Below are 14,573 nucleotides of genomic sequence, written 5' to 3'. Positions count from 1 at the left end.
TTGGGAAAACCACGGCGTTTGTAGGCCGGGCCATGTGCCTGAGCCAGCGGGCGATCGGATTGTTATTAGTATTCGATTTACCATAGTGGCTAGTCACTGGCTGGTTAACTCGGATTTACCTATTTGCGTTCAGTTATCGTATTCGTGCCGCATTTCTGCCGCGGTCTGCAAGGCAGATGTGCTTCCGATGCAACAGACAAAGCGCGCTCCCGGTCTTATAACGGGTTCATCGAAATCAACCGCCGGGTTTTCCGGCGTCAGCGACGACTAAGGAGTTTGTCATGAAGAAGTATCTGCTTGCGAGCGTTGCCGCGCTCGGCCTCGTCGCCGCTGGCGCCGCTTCGGCCGCCGACCTGCCGTCCCGCAAGGGCCCGATCGCCGCTCCGGTCTACATGCCGCCGGCTTTCACCTGGACCGGTTTCTACGTCGGTGCCAACGCCGGCTACGGCTGGGGTAACGTGAACGCTGGCGGCTTCGCCAACGTTGGCGATCTCGACGGCTTCGTCGGCGGTGGCCAGATCGGCTACAACTACCAGATGGGCCAGTTCGTCGTCGGTCTCGAAGCCGACCTGCAGGCTGCTGACCTCAGCAGCGGCAACAACCTCGGCCTCGTCGGCGTCAAGACCGATTACTTCGGCACCGTCCGTGCTCGCGTCGGCGTCGCCTTCGACCGGTTCATGCCCTACATCACCGGTGGTTGGGCCTACGGCAACGTGAAGACCTCGATCCCGGCGATCGGCTTCTCGACGGATCGCAGCCACACCGGCGGCTTCGCCGTCGGCGGCGGTCTCGAGTATGCCGTCACCAACAACATCATCGCCGGCGTCGAGTACCTCTACGTCGACCTGGGCGAGAAGAACCTCCTCGGTGGCGGCACCAAGGTCGGCACCGACTTCTCGGTCGTCCGCGCCCGCCTCAGCTACAAGTTCTGATCCTCTCCTTCCGGAGACAGAACGGACCCGGTGGCCTCGGCCACCGGGTTTTTTGTTGCCTGAATGCCAGGGCCTCCAGGTGGCAGGACATAAAAAAGCCGGCGACCAGAGTCGCCGGCTTTACAGTTTGGGGGTTGACGCTGTGCGCCGCCGTTTCGATCAGCCCTTGAAGCGGGTCGTCTCGAAAGCGGGGACGCGGGCGGCGAAATCGTCGAGCCAGGCGACGAGCTTCGGATGATCGGCCCGCCACTTGCCCTCGAAGCGCAGGTCGAGATAGCCCAGCGCGCAGGCGAGCGCGATCTCGCCGATGCGGGGGCGATCGGCGAAGACGGGCGGCGCGGCTTCGAGCGCTTCCAGCCCGCGCGCGACCTTGCCGTCCTGATGCGCGACCCAGTTGGCGTTGCGGGCTTCCTCCGGCCGGAAGCGCCCTTCATAGACCTTGAGCAGCGCGGCATCGCAGATGCCGTCGGCCAGAGCCTGCAGCCGCAACTGGGCGAAGCGCGCCTCGCCGCCCGGGATGAGCCTGCCGCCACTGAGATGGTCGAGATAATCGACGATGACGCGGGAATCGAACAGCGTCGTGCCATCCTCCAGCACCAGCGTCGGGATCTTGCCGAGCGGATTCTGTCGGCGCAGCGCCTCGGCCGGGTCGGTGGTGTCGGCCGGGACGATCTCGATGCGGTCCATCAGCCCGAGTTCGAGAGCCGCCATCTTGACCTTGCGGCCGAACGGGGAGGCGGGGGAGGAGCGCAGGACGAGCATCGGCGAAATCCTTGATGCGGAGCGGGGAGAGCGATCAGCCGTCGGGACGGATCGTCTCGCAGTGATAGCGCGGCCGCGCGCCCTGGGCGAGCCGTTCGGTCAGTGCCGGCAGCAGCGTTTCCGCCTCCTCGGCCAGCCGCCAGGGCGGGTTGACGACCAGCAGGCCGGTGGCACTGAGGCCGCCTGCCGCTTCCGGGCGGTCGACATCGATCTCCAGGCGCAGGAGCCGGCCGATGCCGGCATCATGGATGGCATCCATGAGGGATTCGACGCCGTTGCCGCCCTTGATCGGATACCAGAGCGCATAGATCCCGGTCGGCCATTTGCGGTGCGCCGCGATGAATTGTGCGGCGAGCGTGGCGAATTCGTCCTTCTCCTCGAAAGGCGGATCGATCAGGACGAGGCCGCGGCGTTCCTTCGGCGGAATATTGGCTCGCAGCGCCGTCCAGCCGTCGATGGCGAGCGGCTTGCAGCGCTGGTCGTACCCGATGGCTTCGGTCAGCTTGCGATAGGTCGAGGGATGAAGCTCGGCCGCGACCAGCCGGTCATCCGGCCGCATCGCATGGCGGCAGAGCCAGGGCGAGCCGGGATAGGCGCCGGAGCCATAGAGGGCGCGGGCGCCTTCCAGCGCGGCGCGATAGGGGACGAGCAGGGCTTCGACCGCGGGAGACAGGGGCGATCGATCGATCCGCGCGACGCCATCCTTCCATTCATGCGTCCTGAGCGCCTCTTCCGAATCGAGATCGTAGCGGCCGCTCCCGGCATGGGTGTCGATGATGCGGTAGGGCGTCGGCTTGGCGTTGAGATGCAGCAGGATGCGGGTCAGCACGACATGCTTCAGCACATCGGCGAAGTTTCCAGCGTGGAAGCCATGGCGATAGTTCATGCGGCCGTTGGTAGAGGAAGCCGCGCTGGACCGAAAGCGGCAAAGTCTTGCCGTATCCCGCTTTCAGCGCGGGCCGACGACCGTGAATTCCCGGGCGCGGCAGCCGGAGCGGTCAACCTGCTGGCAGGTGCGGAAGTCGCGGAGATCCCTGGTGAAGCAGATCTTGACCTCCTGGAGAACGCCGCGCTTGCAGGCCACCGACATCATATCCGGGCGGAGACCTGGATTGGCGGCGGCGAAGGCGCGTTCGAGATCGATCGCGGTCCAGCTCTGGTCGCGGTCCGCCTTGGCCAGGGTCGGCGGGATCACGACCTTCTCGCGGGCGCGGCGGACATCGCGAAAATAGTCGCTCGGGCTCGAGCCCGTGCAGGTGCCGTGCTTGCGCCACTGGTAGCGGGCGAGCCCCTCGGTCGGGAACAGGCCTTCCGCCTGTTCCATCGCGATCCGGGAAGGCGATCGTCCGGCCGGGCCGCAATCGCTGGGATAGCCGCGCTCGTTCTGTGGCCAGAGGCCATGCACGACGAAGCGTAGGCCGGAGCCCTCGCCGCATTGCTCGCGATTGCGCGTGCGGTCGCCGTCGAGTTCGCAAAAGCCCGGCGACCAGGACAGCGCCAGGACGTAGAAATCGAAATCGCCGGGCGCGGCGCTGCGTTGGCCGAAGCCTTGCGCATGGCCCGCGGCGATGAAGCCGAACAGTGCCAAGCCCGCCGCGACCAACAGCCGCTTCATCATCGGACCGCCTGGGTTACGGGCGCGCCATCTTGCAATTGGGTGCATAGGAACGCTGCCGGTCGAGGCCGTTGACGCACCAGTTGACGTTCCAGGTCATGCCGAAGAGGCCGAGAGACTCGCGTACGGAATAATCGACGCGGCGGAACTTGCCGTCGTTCAACAGGACGCGGCCACTGCAGAAGCGCCGCGGGATGAAGTCGGCGCCCCAGCTGCGATAGCCGATCTGCGAAACGCGATCGTAGGACAGCGCCTGGAGCGGGCCCCAATAGGTGTCCTCGCGGGAATTGAAGCGGCTGGTGACTTCACCGAGCACGGCGGGGTCGTCACAGCCGGGGAGGTTGCCGTACATCGCGAAGGTGCGGTTCTCCGCGCGGTCCGCAGGATGGACGAAGCGGCCGTTCGCTGCGCTGGTCGCGAAGCCCGCGATGCAGGCGATGGAAACAAGGGCGGTTCGCAGCAGGGCGCGGCGCATCGAATCAGGCCTCGTATGGGAGGGCGAAGTTGGCATGCACGATGGCGGTGCACCGGGCGCCGGTCAAGGCGGCAGAGAGCGCCATGCGGAGAAGTCGGGCCGGTACGAATCCCCCGCGCTGGCGCGATCCGCGGCAATCGGACAGATTGATCGGATAAACACGGGGAAATGACATGACGGACTGCTTCGACGATCCGGCGGCGCGCATCGAGGACGCGGATGCCTTGCGCGGCCATATCGGCCCGGTCTCGCCGTTGGCGACCGGCAAGGTGCTGCGCCGGCTCGACCAGTTCTGCCGGGATTTCATCGCGCTCTCGCCCTTCCTGGTTCTTGCGAGCTGCGATGCCGAGGGTAATGCCGATGCAAGTCCGCGCGGCGACGGGCCGGGCTTCGTGCGCGTGCTCGACGACAATACCCTGCTCATCCCCGACCGGCGCGGCAACAACCGGGTCGATTCCTTCGGCAACATCCTCTCCGCCCCGGGTGTCGGGCTCGTCTTCATGGTACCAGGGATTCCGGAGACCCTGCGCGTCAACGGCAAGGCGCACGCGACGCGCGATCCCGCTCTGCTGGCGCCTTCCGTCATGCAGGAACGCGTGCCGGTGACCGGGCTCGTTGTCACGGTCGAGGAAGCCTATTTCCATTGCGGCAAGGCGCTGATCCGCTCGAAGCTGTGGGACCCGGCCTCGCAGGTGCCGCGCAACTCCTTTCCGACGCTCGGCCGCATCATTGCCGACCAGACCAAGGCGGTCGATGGCGACGAGGCCGATCGCAATCTCGAGGAAGCCTACCGCCTACGCCTGTATTGAGGGTGCCTGCTCAGCGCTCGGACATGCCGCTGGCTGAGCGATCCTGCCGGCGGCGGTACAGGAGCGTGCCGAGTTGCCAGGCGGCGAAAGCAAGGAAGCCAAGGCCGATCAGGCTGCGGTTGCGCGCCGATTCCGAGAGATTTGCGAAGCTCCTGTCGTAGGAGAGCAGGGTTTTTCCTGCGCTCGTCGCCTCGTAGACAAGCCCAGCATCGGGGTCGACGAGGAAGCGCAGCGGCTGGCCCCAGCGAATATCCTCGAGGCCGTCGACCCAGAGATTGCGCGGCGGCGCGTAGGTCCGGAGCATCCGGCCGGATGCGACGAGGGGAAGGAGCTGGGTGCGATAGCCGCCGCGATTGCGGCCGATCCCGCCGCTGACGATGGGCGTCTCGATCGAGATCGGGCCGACATGCTCGGCAACCGTCAATCTGTCTCGGGGCAGGGGCCAGGCAAACCAGCCGGCAAGCGCCATGAAGAGGCCGAAGCCGGCCGCACCGAGGCCGACGGTGACGATCCAGGCGTCTGATGGCTTCCGATCCGTCGGCGTGCTCTTTCGCGTCTCAGCCTTGCTGGCGGATTGTAGCTGCTTTGACGACGGGTTTGTAGGTCGCAACGGTGGCGCGCCGCTCCAGGATGAGCAGGACGAGGCCGGCAGCCACGATCAGGGCCGCTCCGCAAAGCATGGCCGGCGTCGGCCAGTCGCCGAAGATGAACCAGCCGAAGACCAGCGCCCAGACGATCAGCGTGTACTGATAGGGCACGACGACCGAGGCCTCGGCCAGCTTGAGCGAGCGGGTGACGCAGATATGCGCACCCATCGCGACGATGCCGAGCAAGGCGAGGAGGGCGGCGTCCTTCAGGGTGGGTGTCACCCAGCCGAAGGGCAGGAGCGCGAGCCCCATCAGGAGGGCTCCGAGCGTCTGCCAGGCGACCAGCGTGACATCCGGGGTGCCGCGCAATTGACGCCCGGCGATCATCATCGCGGCGAAGAAGAAGCTGCCGAGCACGGCGATCAGGGCTGGCATGGACAGGCTGGCGCCGCTCGGATTGAGCGAGACCGCGACGCCGGTAAAGCCGAGCGCGATAGCGAGCCACCGCCAGCCGTCGATGCGCTCGCCGAGCAGCAATGCCGCGAGGATCACTACCCAGACCGGCGCCGCGAGCCAGATCGTCATCGCGTCCGCGAGCGGCAGATAGCTCACGGCAAGATAGAACAGTGCAACCTCGCCCGAGCTGAACAGCACGCGCAGGGCCTGCAGGCCGGGACGCTCCGGCCGCAATGTTCGCTGCACGCCCTGCTTGAACACGAAGGGCAGGATGACGACGAGCGCCGCCAGGCTGCGCACCACCAGGAGCTGCCCGACCGTGTAGGTCGCGACCAGCCATTTGCCCATGACGTCGTTCAGCGAAAACAGCAGGATGCCGATGAGCATCATGGCGATGCCGGCGAGCGAGGCGTTGCGGGCGGTCATGTCAGGCGAGGGTTTCCAAGGGCGAGCCACCACTGGCCGAGTTGGGAGCGCGTGGCAATCCGCGTCGCCGCATGCCTGCATGAGTTCTTGGTATTAAGTATTGACTTAATTAAGTGGATGTAAAATTATTAGGCCATGGATCGCTTTGCCGCCCTTGCCGACCCGACGCGCCGCAGCATCATCGAGATGCTGGGCGAGCGGGCGCTTTCGGCGGGAGAGATCGGCGCAGGCTTCAGCGCCAGCGCACCGGCGATCTCGCAGCATCTCAAAGTGCTGCGCGAGGCCGGGCTGGTGAGCGTCGAGGTCCGTGGACAGCAGCGGATCTACCGGCTCGACCCGGCGGGGCTCGCGGCGTTCGATGCCTGGCTCGGCAAGGTCCGGCGCTTCTGGGGGCGCCATCTCGATATCCTGGAACAGGAACTCGCAAAGCCCGAACAGGGCGAGGGAGAAAACCCATGAACGAATACGGTGTTGTGCAGGAAAGCGGCGCGGTGCGGTTCGAACGCCTGCTGCCGGGGCCGGTCGAACGGGTCTGGTCCTATCTCACCCAGTCGGAGAAGCGCGGGCAATGGCTGGCCTCCGGCGCCTTCGACTTGCGGGTCGGCGGCCAGGCGGAGATGCTGTTCAAGCATTCTGAGATCACCGACGAGACGCCGCCGGACGCCTATCGCGAGGTGCATGAGAACGGCGTGCGCTCGACCGGGACGGTCACGCGCTGCGAGCCGCCGCGGGTGATCGCCTTCACCTGGGGTGGTGGCGGGGAGCCGGAATCCGAGGTCGAGTTCGAGCTCGTGCCGAAGGGCGAGAAGGTTCTGCTGGTGCTGACGCATCGCAAGCTTGCGAACAAGGCCGAGATGACCAGCGTCTCCGGCGGCTGGCACCTCCATCTGGGCTTGCTGGAGGACCTGCTCACCGGCAGTCCGCGGCGCGGGTTCTGGTCGCGCCTCAAGGTGCTCGATGCAGAATATGCTGCGCGCTATGCCGACCTGAGCGAACCCGGCAAGGGCTGATCAGAGGCTGGCCGCCGCCCGCGCCGCCTGATCGTACTGGCCGGAAAGCGAGCGCATCGCGGCGGCGATCTCGGACAGGCGGGCCGGGTCGGCACTGGTAGCGCGGATCGACTTGACCAGGAGCTGCTCGCGGATCTGGGCATAGCGCCGGCAGGCCTCCTCGCCGGCCGGCGTGACCTCGACGGTCTTCTCTTTGCCCTTGCGGCCGCCCTTCAGCAGCTTCAGGCGCTCGAGCTTCTTCAGCGAGTAGTTCACCAGATGCGTGTCCTCGATATTGAGGACGAGGCAGATATCGGCAAGCCGCTTGGCCTTGCCGCGGTGATTGACGTTGTGGAGCACGAGCACGTCGAGCGGCGAGAGATCGGCGATACCGGCTGCCGCCATGCAGCGGATCATCCAGCGCTGGAAGGCGTGCACGCTCATGCTCAGCGCGAATTCGAACTCCGACAGAGCCGGCAGCGCTCCCGAGGCGAGATGCCCGGAAGAGACGATCGGGCCGAGGTCGTCGGGGGCCGGGGAGGTCATCGCGCTCGATCATCCTGAAGAAAAGAGCTTCGCCATCCCGGACACGCCGCGCGAGCGGCGCCGATCCGGGATCCATGCCTGAACCGTTCCGGCATGGGTCCCGGGTCTCCCTCCGGTCGCCCGGGATGACTGCTGTCGTGTTTCGACGTGCGGCGAGGTTGCCCGCCTCACATCTTCTTGTAGGCGTCGACGATGGCCTGGCCCTCGGCGCCGGCCTTCTTCAGCCAGTCGGCGGTGAGCTGCTCACCGGCCTTCTTGAAGCCGGCGGCGAGCGCGGGCGAAGGCGCCTGCACCTTCATGCCCTTGGCCTTGAGCTGCTCGATGTACCAGCCGGCCTTGTCCTGCCACATCTTCCAGCCGCGCTCCTCGGCCGTTGCGGAGGCCTTGAGGATCGCGTCCTGCGTCGCCTTGTCGAGGGCGTTGAAGGCCGCCTTGTTGACGAAGGTGGCGTCCTTCGGAATCCAGGCCTGCGTGTCGTAGAAATGGGTCAGCGATTCCCAGACCTTGGAATCGTAGCCGGTGCCGCCCGACGACATGAAGGAATTGACCACGCCGGTCGCCAGCGCCTGCGGCAGTTCCGCCGCCTGGATCGTGACCGCCTGCATGCCCAACAACTCGCCGAGGCGGGCAGTGCCGACATTATAGGCGCGCCATTTCAGCCCCTTCATGTCCTCGATCGTGTTGATGTCCTTCTTGGTGTAGACGCCCTGCGGCGCCCAGGGGACCATGAAGAGGAGCTTGATGCCCTGCGCGTCGAGCTTCTTCTCGATCGCGGCCTTGGACGCCTTGTAGAGCTTCATCGAGTCCGCGAAGGAGGTCGCCAGGAAGGGCACGACGTCGATGCCGAAGATCGGGTCCTCGTTCTCGTGGTTCGAGATCAGGACCTCGCCCATCTGGGCCTGGCCGGTCTGGACCGCGCGCTTGATCTCGGGCGCCTTGAACAGCGAGGCGTTGCCGTGGATCGTGATCGAAAGCTTTCCGCCGGTGGCCGCCTCGACGTCCTTGGCGAAGAGGACGAGATTTTCCGTATGAGGATTGTCGTTGGGATAGGCGGCGGGCAGGTTCCACTTGGTCTGGGCCGAGGCAGATGCGGCGCCAAGCGTCAGGGCGGTAGCGGCGACGCCGGCGACGAGGAGGCCCTTGATGAAGTCCTTGCGATACATGGTGTTGGCTCCGTTCCCTTGGTTTTGATGCGTTATCATTGAGGCGGAAAGGCCATCTGAGGCAAGATCATCACGATCCACGGGAAGATCGTGATGATCGCGACAGCGGCGACCAGCAGGAAGAAGAACGGCAGCGCCGCCAGCGCGACCGTGTTCGAATCCTTGCCGGACATCGTCTGCAGCACGAAGAGGTTGAAGCCGACCGGCGGCGAGACCTCCGCCATCTCGACGATCAGCACGAGGAAGATGCCGAACCAGACGAGGTCGAACCCCGCCGTCTTGATCATCGGGATGACGATGGCGGTGGTCAGCACGATCATCGAGATGCCGTCGAGCGCGGTGCCGAGGATGATGTACATCACGGTGAGCGCAGCGATCAGCGCGTAGGGCGAGAGGTGCAGCGAGTCGACCCACTCGGCCAGCGCCGCCGGGATGCCGGTATAGGCCATCGAGGTCGACATGAAGGAGGCGCCGGCCAGGATCAGCATGATCATGCAGGTGATCCGGGTCGTGCCCATCACACTCTGCCAGAACGCTTCCTTGGTGAGGGAGCCCGACCACCAGGCGATGCCGAAGGAGCCGAGCACGCCCCAGGCGGCGCATTCGGTCGCCGTCGCCCAGCCCAGCAGCAGCGACAGGAAGACCAGCGCGATCAGCAGCATGCAGGGGATGAGCTGAGCCGATTCCCTGAGCTTCTCCCGCAGCGGCATCTTCGGCTCGCGCGGCGGCGACTGGTCGGGATGCAGCAGGTGCCAGACGGCGATGTAGCCGGAATAGAGCGCCATCACGAGCAGGCCGGGCAGGAAGCCCGCGAGGAAGATCTGGATGATCGAGACATTGGCCGCCACCGCATAGACCACCATGGTGATCGAGGGCGGGATCAGGATGCCGAGCGTGCCGGCGCCGGCCAATGAGCCGAGCGCGAGCTTCTCGTTATAGCCGCGCTTCTTCAGCTCGGGCAGGGCGATCTTGGCGACGGTGGCGCAGGTCGCGGCGGAGGAGCCGGAGACCGAGCCGAAGATGCCGCAGGCGAGCACGTTGACGTGCATCAATCGGCCGGGCAGCCAGTTGAGCCAGGGGGCGAGGCCACGGAACATCTCTTCGGAGAGCTTCGTTCGGTAGAGAATCTCGCCCATCCAGATGAAGAGCGGCAGCGCGGCCAGCGTCCAGGAGGCGCTGTTGCCCCAGATGGTGGTCGCCAGCACGGAGCCGGCGGGAATGCCGCCGCCGACGAACTGCATCGCCACCCAGCCGCAAGCCATCAGCGAGATGGCGATCCAGACGCCGCCGGCGAGGAAGACGGCCAGCAGCAGCAGGAGCAGCCCAGAGATTTCGATCATCGACATGGCGTCAGACTCCGCTCGCCATGGCGCGCTCGACGATCTCTTCGTCCGACTGCGCAGGGGGCTTCTCGTAGCGCGGCTCGCGGCCGCGGATGACGACATGGACGAACTCGTCCAGCATCGCGATGAACAGGATGATCAGGCCGCCGGAATAGCCGAGCTGCGGAATCCAGAGCGGCATCGGCACGACGCCGCCGGCGACGTCGTTGAAGGCATAGGACTGCCAGGTCATGATCGCGGCGTGCCAGGCGAAGAAGCCGGAGAAACCGAGGCCGAGGACCAGCGAGAATACCTCGAAGACCCAGCGCTTGCGGCCCTGGAAATGGTCGATCAGCAGGCCGACGCGGATCATGTCACCCGACTTGAAGGTGTGGGCGAGGCCGAGGAAGGCCATCGCCGCCATGCACCATGAGGCGAAATCATCGCCGGCGGGGATGTTGAGGCCGATCTCGCGGCCGATCGACATGCCCATCATCAGCAGGAAGATCAGGATCAGGAAGATGCCGGCCGCGTAGCCGGCCCAGAGATAAAGCGTATCGAGCGTGCGACGGATCATGGCGCGCGCCGCTCCCGCCGGACAGGAGCGCATCCGCGCCCGGTTGCCAGGGTTGCTCGCATCGTCGCATCCTCCGCTTTCGCGCCGGCCTGGCCCCTCAGCCATGTTCCAGCCACAATCGGGATCGTAGCCGGCAGAATCGCCTTGTCAATAACTCATCGACGATTTATCGATAAAACGTCAGCGTAAATCATGGCTGGCTTGGCGGAGGGGAGAACGTCTTATGTCGGCGGCGCATTGGGACTTCTGGATCGATCGCGGCGGCACCTTCACCGACGTGATCGGACGCGATCCGGCTGGCAATCTCCATGCCAGGAAGCTGCTCTCCGAAAATCCCGGCGCCTATCGCGACGCCGCCGTGCAGGGCATCCGTGATCTTCTCGGGCTGAAAACGGGCGAACCGATCCCGGAGGGTGCCATCGGCGAGGTGCGCATGGGCACGACCGTCGCCACCAATGCGCTGCTGGAACGCAAGGGCGACCGGACGCTGCTCGTCACCACCAAGGGCTTCCGCGACGCGCTGCGCATCGGCTACCAGGCCCGGCCCGACATCTTCGCCAAGGAGATCGTCAAGCCCGAGCAGCTCTACGAGGATGTCGTCGAGGTCGAGGAGCGGGTGCTGGCCGACGGTACGGTCGAGCGCGCGCCCGACGAAGCAGCAATCCGCAACGCCCTGCAGGCGCAGTACGACGCCGGTTTCCGCGCGCTCGCGATCGTCTTCATGCACGGCTATCGCTATGCGGCGCATGAGCAGGTCGCGGCCCGGATCGCCCGTGCCATCGGCTTCCCGCAGGTCTCCGTCAGCCATGAAGTCTCGCCGCTGGTGAAGCTGGTCGGACGCGGCGACACCGCCGTGGTCGATGCCTATCTGTCGCCCATCCTCGGCCGCTATGTGCAGCAGGTTTCCGAGGAGCTCGACGTCGCCCGCACCGGCGCGCGCCTGATGTTCATGATGTCCTCGGGCGGGCTCACCGCGGCCGAGCTGTTCCAGGGCAAGGACGCGATCCTGTCCGGCCCTGCCGGCGGCGTGGTCGGCTTGGCCGAGACCGGTCGCTCGGCCGGTTTCGACAAGGTGATCGGCTTCGATATGGGCGGCACCTCGACCGACGTCGCGCATTTCGACGGCGAGTATGAGCGTGCTTTCGAGACCGAGGTCGCCGGGGTGCGTATGCGCGCGCCGATGATGCTGATCCATACGGTCGCGGCAGGTGGGGGGTCCATTCTGCATTATGACGGCGCGCGTTTCCGCGTCGGGCCGGATTCGGCTGGCGCCAATCCGGGACCGGCTGCCTATCGTCGCGGCGGGCCGCTCGCGGTGACCGATGCGAATGTCATGGTCGGCAAGCTGATCCCGTCCTATTTCCCGACGATCTTCGGGCCGAAGCAGGACGAGCCGCTCGATGTTGCGATCGTCCGCAACAAGTTCGCGGTGCTGGCCGCCGAGGTCGGCGACGGGCGCAGCCCTGAGGAGGTCGCGGATGGGTTCATCCAGATCGCCGTCGCCAACATGGCCGAGGCGATCAAGAAGATCTCGGTCCAGCGCGGCTATGACATCACCCGCTACGCGCTGAATTCCTTCGGTGGCGCCGGCGGCCAGCACGCCTGCCTCGTGGCGGATGCGCTCGGCATCAAGACGGTGCTGCTGCATCCGTTCTCCGGCCTGCTTTCGGCCTATGGCATGGGGCTCGCCGAAATCCGCTCGACCCGCACTGCGGCGCTGGATGTTGCGCTCGACGGCGAGGCCAAGACAGCGATCGAGACGGTCGCCGCGAAGCTTGCCGCCGATACCAAGGCGGAGGTTGCGGGCCAGGGCGTGACCGAGGGCGATATCGCGATCCATACCCGCGCCCATATCCGCTATTCCGGCACCGATACCGCGATCGCGGTTCCGGCCGGCACACGCGCCGCGATGCAGGAGGCCTTCCAGAGCGCGCACAAGGCGCGCTTCGGCTTCATGGACGAGACCAAGGCGCTGGTCGTCGAGGCGGTCGAGGTGGAGGCTGTCGGCGGCGGCGCGAAATTCGAGGAGGCTGCCGCTTCCGAGCAGGCGGGCGAGCCGGTTGCCGCCGAGCGCACCCGCTTCTTCGCCAAGGGGCAGTGGCACGATGCGGCGATCGTCCGGCGCGAGGCGATGAAGCCCGGCCAGAGCGTCGCCGGCCCCGCCATCATCATCGAGCCGAACCAGACCGTCGTCGTCGAGGAGGGCTGGAGCGCCAAGCTCACCGCCCGCGACCATCTCGTCCTCGTCCGCGTCAAGGCGCTGGTCCAGCAGGCCGCGATCGGCACCAAGGCCGACCCGGTCATGCTCGAGATCTTCAACAACCTGTTCATGTCGATCGCCGAGCAGATGGGCGTGACGCTGCAGAACACCGCCTATTCCGTGAACATCAAGGAACGGCTCGACTTCTCCTGCGCGGTGTTCGACCAGACCGGCGCGCTCGTCGCCAACGCCCCGCATATGCCGGTGCATCTGGGCTCGATGGATCGCTCGGTCGAGACGGTGATCGCCAACAACCCGGTGATCAAGCCGGGCGACGTCTACTGCCTGAACGCGCCCTATAATGGCGGCACGCATCTGCCTGACATCACCGTCTGCACCCCGGTCTTCGATGCCGAGGAGAAGGAGATCCTGTTCTGGGCGGCGAGCCGCGGCCACCACGCGGATGTCGGCGGCACGGCGCCGGGCTCGATGTCGCCCTTGGCGACCAATATCGAGGAAGAGGGCGTCTATATCGACAATTTCAAGATCGTCGATCAGGGCCGCTTCTGCGAGGAGGAGCTGGTCAAGTTGCTGACCGGTGCGCGCTATCCCGTCCGTAACGTCGTGCAGAACGTCAACGACCTCAAGGCGCAGATCGCCGCCAACGAGAAGGGCGTGGCGGAGCTGCGCAAGATGATCGGCTCCTTCGGGCTCGACGTGGTGCAGGCCTATATGGGCCATGTCCAGGACAATGCGGCCGAGAGCGTTGCACGACTCCTGACCAAGCTGCACGATTCCGAATTCACCTACCCGATGGACCAGGGCTGCGCGATCAAGGTGAAGATCACCATCGACCGCGAGAAGCGCGAGGCGACGGTCGACTTCACCGGCACCTCGGAGCAGCGCCCGGATAATTTCAACGCCCCGGCGCCGGTGACGCGGGCCGCCGTGCTCTATGTCTTCCGCGTCATGGTCGACGACGCGATCCCGATGAATGCCGGCTGCCTGCGCCCGATCCGGATCGTGGTGCCGGAGGGTTCGATGCTGGCGCCGCGCTATCCTGCGGCCGTGGTCGCGGGCAATGTCGAGGTCAGCCAAGCGGTGACGAACACGCTGTTCGGCGCGCTCAAGGCGATGTCCTGCTCGCAGGGCACGATGAACAACCTGACCTTCGGCAACGATCAGTATCAGTATTACGAGACGATCTGCTCGGGCTCGCCGGCGGGGCCGGGCTTCAACGGCACGTCGGGCGTGCATGTTCACATGACCAATTCGCGCCTGACCGATCCGGAGATCCTGGAAACGCGCTTCCCGGTGGTGCTGGAGGATTTCCACATCCGCAGGGGCTCGGGCGGCAAGGGCGAGTGGACGGCCGGCGACGGCACCTCGCGCACCATCCGCTTCCTCAAGACGATGGATTGCGCGATCCTGGCCTCGCATCGCCGGGTCCGGCCTTTCGGCGTCGACGGCGGCGAGGCGGGCGAACTCGGCCGGACGCTGGTGCGGAGGCTCTCCGGCGCGGTCGAGGAATTGAAGCCCTCCGACCAGACGCTGCTCCAGGCCGGCGAGGCGGTGACGGTGATCACGCCGACGGCCGGTGGATACGGCAAGGCGAAGGGCTGAGGCGCATTTGCCGTCATGGTCGGGCGTGTCCCGACCATCCACGTCTTCCTTTGTCGAGGACGGTGTTCAAGACATGGATGCTCGCCACAAG

At 66.0% G+C, this 14,573-nt stretch carries 15 protein-coding genes; 5 read left to right on the top strand and 10 right to left on the bottom strand.

All coding sequences use genetic code 11. The annotated features are described in order from the left end of the window. Nucleotides 1-281: 281 nt before the first annotated feature. Entirely contained in the window at nt 282-932 is a 651-nt protein-coding gene (locus tag FHT98_RS05105; protein ID WP_061969443.1) for an outer membrane protein, read from the top strand. 159 nt (nt 933-1,091) lie between these two features. Here FHT98_RS05105 and FHT98_RS05100 read toward each other — a convergent pair whose 3' ends face one another. From FHT98_RS05100 to FHT98_RS05085, 4 genes are all read right to left on the bottom strand, one after another. After that, nucleotides 1,092-1,694, bottom strand: a complete 603-nt coding sequence (locus tag FHT98_RS05100) for a glutathione S-transferase (RefSeq protein ID WP_142112868.1) — start codon at nt 1,692-1,694, stop codon at nt 1,092-1,094. A 34-nt stretch (nt 1,695-1,728) separates the two neighbouring features. After that, on the bottom strand, nt 1,729-2,580 hold the full coding sequence (locus tag FHT98_RS05095) for a 23S rRNA (adenine(2030)-N(6))-methyltransferase RlmJ (RefSeq protein WP_142112866.1): 852 nt from the start codon (nt 2,578-2,580) through the stop codon (nt 1,729-1,731). Nucleotides 2,581-2,643: 63 nt separating this feature from the next. Beyond that, on the bottom strand, nt 2,644-3,309 hold the full coding sequence (locus FHT98_RS05090; protein WP_142112864.1) for a ribonuclease T2 family protein: 666 nt from the start codon (nt 3,307-3,309) through the stop codon (nt 2,644-2,646). A 16-nt stretch (nt 3,310-3,325) separates the two neighbouring features. Beyond that, nucleotides 3,326-3,784, bottom strand: coding sequence for a hypothetical protein (locus tag FHT98_RS05085; RefSeq protein ID WP_142112862.1), 459 nt, complete (start codon nt 3,782-3,784; stop codon nt 3,326-3,328). Between the two features lie 173 nt (nt 3,785-3,957). Here FHT98_RS05085 and FHT98_RS05080 point away from each other — a divergent pair, with 173 nt between their 5' ends. Further along, nucleotides 3,958-4,593, top strand: a complete 636-nt coding sequence (locus tag FHT98_RS05080) for a pyridoxamine 5'-phosphate oxidase family protein (RefSeq protein WP_061969434.1) — start codon at nt 3,958-3,960, stop codon at nt 4,591-4,593. Nucleotides 4,594-4,603: 10 nt separating this feature from the next. Here the strand turns inward: FHT98_RS05080 and FHT98_RS05075 are convergent, their stop codons facing one another. Together FHT98_RS05075 and FHT98_RS05070 are read right to left on the bottom strand one after the other, a co-directional pair. Beyond that, nucleotides 4,604-5,017: a hypothetical protein gene (locus tag FHT98_RS05075; RefSeq protein WP_061969432.1), complete on the bottom strand. Its 414-nt coding sequence runs from the start codon at nt 5,015-5,017 to the stop codon at nt 4,604-4,606. A gap of 133 nt (nt 5,018-5,150) precedes the next feature. Next, complete coding sequence (locus tag FHT98_RS05070) at nt 5,151-6,062, bottom strand: DMT family transporter (RefSeq protein WP_061969430.1); 912 nt, start codon at nt 6,060-6,062, stop codon at nt 5,151-5,153. A gap of 135 nt (nt 6,063-6,197) precedes the next feature. Here FHT98_RS05070 and FHT98_RS05065 point away from each other — a divergent pair, with 135 nt between their 5' ends. Together FHT98_RS05065 and FHT98_RS05060 are read left to right on the top strand one after the other, a co-directional pair. After that, a complete protein-coding gene (locus FHT98_RS05065) occupies nt 6,198-6,521 on the top strand; it encodes an ArsR/SmtB family transcription factor (RefSeq protein ID WP_061969428.1) in 324 nt (107 codons plus the stop codon). Further along, nucleotides 6,518-7,072 (top strand): SRPBCC family protein, encoded by a 555-nt coding sequence (locus FHT98_RS05060; RefSeq protein ID WP_061969426.1) that lies wholly within the window; start codon nt 6,518-6,520, stop codon nt 7,070-7,072. The genes FHT98_RS05065 and FHT98_RS05060 overlap by 4 nt, the downstream gene beginning before the upstream one ends. On the opposite strand, the gene FHT98_RS05055 is transcribed toward FHT98_RS05060, so the two are convergent. From FHT98_RS05055 to FHT98_RS05040, 4 genes are all read right to left on the bottom strand, one after another. After that, nucleotides 7,073-7,597, bottom strand: a complete 525-nt coding sequence (locus FHT98_RS05055) for a winged helix DNA-binding protein (RefSeq protein ID WP_061969424.1) — start codon at nt 7,595-7,597, stop codon at nt 7,073-7,075. A gap of 167 nt (nt 7,598-7,764) precedes the next feature. Beyond that, a complete protein-coding gene (locus FHT98_RS05050) occupies nt 7,765-8,760 on the bottom strand; it encodes a TRAP transporter substrate-binding protein (RefSeq protein WP_061969422.1) in 996 nt (331 codons plus the stop codon). Between the two features lie 35 nt (nt 8,761-8,795). Beyond that, nucleotides 8,796-10,106: a TRAP transporter large permease gene (locus FHT98_RS05045; protein ID WP_142112859.1), complete on the bottom strand. Its 1,311-nt coding sequence runs from the start codon at nt 10,104-10,106 to the stop codon at nt 8,796-8,798. A gap of 4 nt (nt 10,107-10,110) precedes the next feature. Beyond that, entirely contained in the window at nt 10,111-10,659 is a 549-nt protein-coding gene (locus tag FHT98_RS05040; RefSeq protein ID WP_091856304.1) for a TRAP transporter small permease, read from the bottom strand. Nucleotides 10,660-10,882: 223 nt separating this feature from the next. On the opposite strand from FHT98_RS05040, the gene FHT98_RS05035 reads away from it, so the two are divergent. Then, nucleotides 10,883-14,482 (top strand): hydantoinase B/oxoprolinase family protein, encoded by a 3,600-nt coding sequence (locus FHT98_RS05035; RefSeq protein ID WP_142112857.1) that lies wholly within the window; start codon nt 10,883-10,885, stop codon nt 14,480-14,482. The last annotated feature ends 91 nt before the right edge of the window (nt 14,483-14,573 follow it).

The sequence above is a fragment of the Allobosea sp. AK1 genome, from assembly GCF_006714945.1.
Lineage (GTDB): Bacteria > Pseudomonadota > Alphaproteobacteria > Rhizobiales > Beijerinckiaceae > Allobosea > Allobosea robiniae.
This window is presented reverse-complemented; position numbering and strand designations above follow the sequence as displayed.

Excerpts from the sequence above, each read along its gene's own strand:
- FHT98_RS05105 (WP_061969443.1), top strand. The coding sequence starts at position 282 with ATGAAGAAGTATCTGCTTGCGAGCGTTGCCGCGCTCGGCCTCGTCGCC.
- FHT98_RS05100 (WP_142112868.1), bottom strand. The coding sequence starts at position 1,694 with ATGCTCGTCCTGCGCTCCTCCCCCGCCTCCCCGTTCGGCCGCAAGGTC.
- FHT98_RS05095 (WP_142112866.1), bottom strand. The coding sequence starts at position 2,580 with ATGAACTATCGCCATGGCTTCCACGCTGGAAACTTCGCCGATGTGCTG.
- FHT98_RS05090 (WP_142112864.1), bottom strand. The coding sequence starts at position 3,309 with ATGAAGCGGCTGTTGGTCGCGGCGGGCTTGGCACTGTTCGGCTTCATC.
- FHT98_RS05085 (WP_142112862.1), bottom strand. The coding sequence starts at position 3,784 with ATGCGCCGCGCCCTGCTGCGAACCGCCCTTGTTTCCATCGCCTGCATC.
- FHT98_RS05080 (WP_061969434.1), top strand. The coding sequence starts at position 3,958 with ATGACGGACTGCTTCGACGATCCGGCGGCGCGCATCGAGGACGCGGAT.
- FHT98_RS05070 (WP_061969430.1), bottom strand. The coding sequence starts at position 6,062 with ATGACCGCCCGCAACGCCTCGCTCGCCGGCATCGCCATGATGCTCATC.
- FHT98_RS05065 (WP_061969428.1), top strand. The coding sequence starts at position 6,198 with ATGGATCGCTTTGCCGCCCTTGCCGACCCGACGCGCCGCAGCATCATC.
- FHT98_RS05060 (WP_061969426.1), top strand. The coding sequence starts at position 6,518 with ATGAACGAATACGGTGTTGTGCAGGAAAGCGGCGCGGTGCGGTTCGAA.
- FHT98_RS05055 (WP_061969424.1), bottom strand. The coding sequence starts at position 7,597 with ATGACCTCCCCGGCCCCCGACGACCTCGGCCCGATCGTCTCTTCCGGG.
- FHT98_RS05050 (WP_061969422.1), bottom strand. The coding sequence starts at position 8,760 with ATGTATCGCAAGGACTTCATCAAGGGCCTCCTCGTCGCCGGCGTCGCC.
- FHT98_RS05045 (WP_142112859.1), bottom strand. The coding sequence starts at position 10,106 with ATGTCGATGATCGAAATCTCTGGGCTGCTCCTGCTGCTGCTGGCCGTC.
- FHT98_RS05040 (WP_091856304.1), bottom strand. The coding sequence starts at position 10,659 with ATGATCCGTCGCACGCTCGATACGCTTTATCTCTGGGCCGGCTACGCG.
- FHT98_RS05035 (WP_142112857.1), top strand. The coding sequence starts at position 10,883 with ATGTCGGCGGCGCATTGGGACTTCTGGATCGATCGCGGCGGCACCTTC.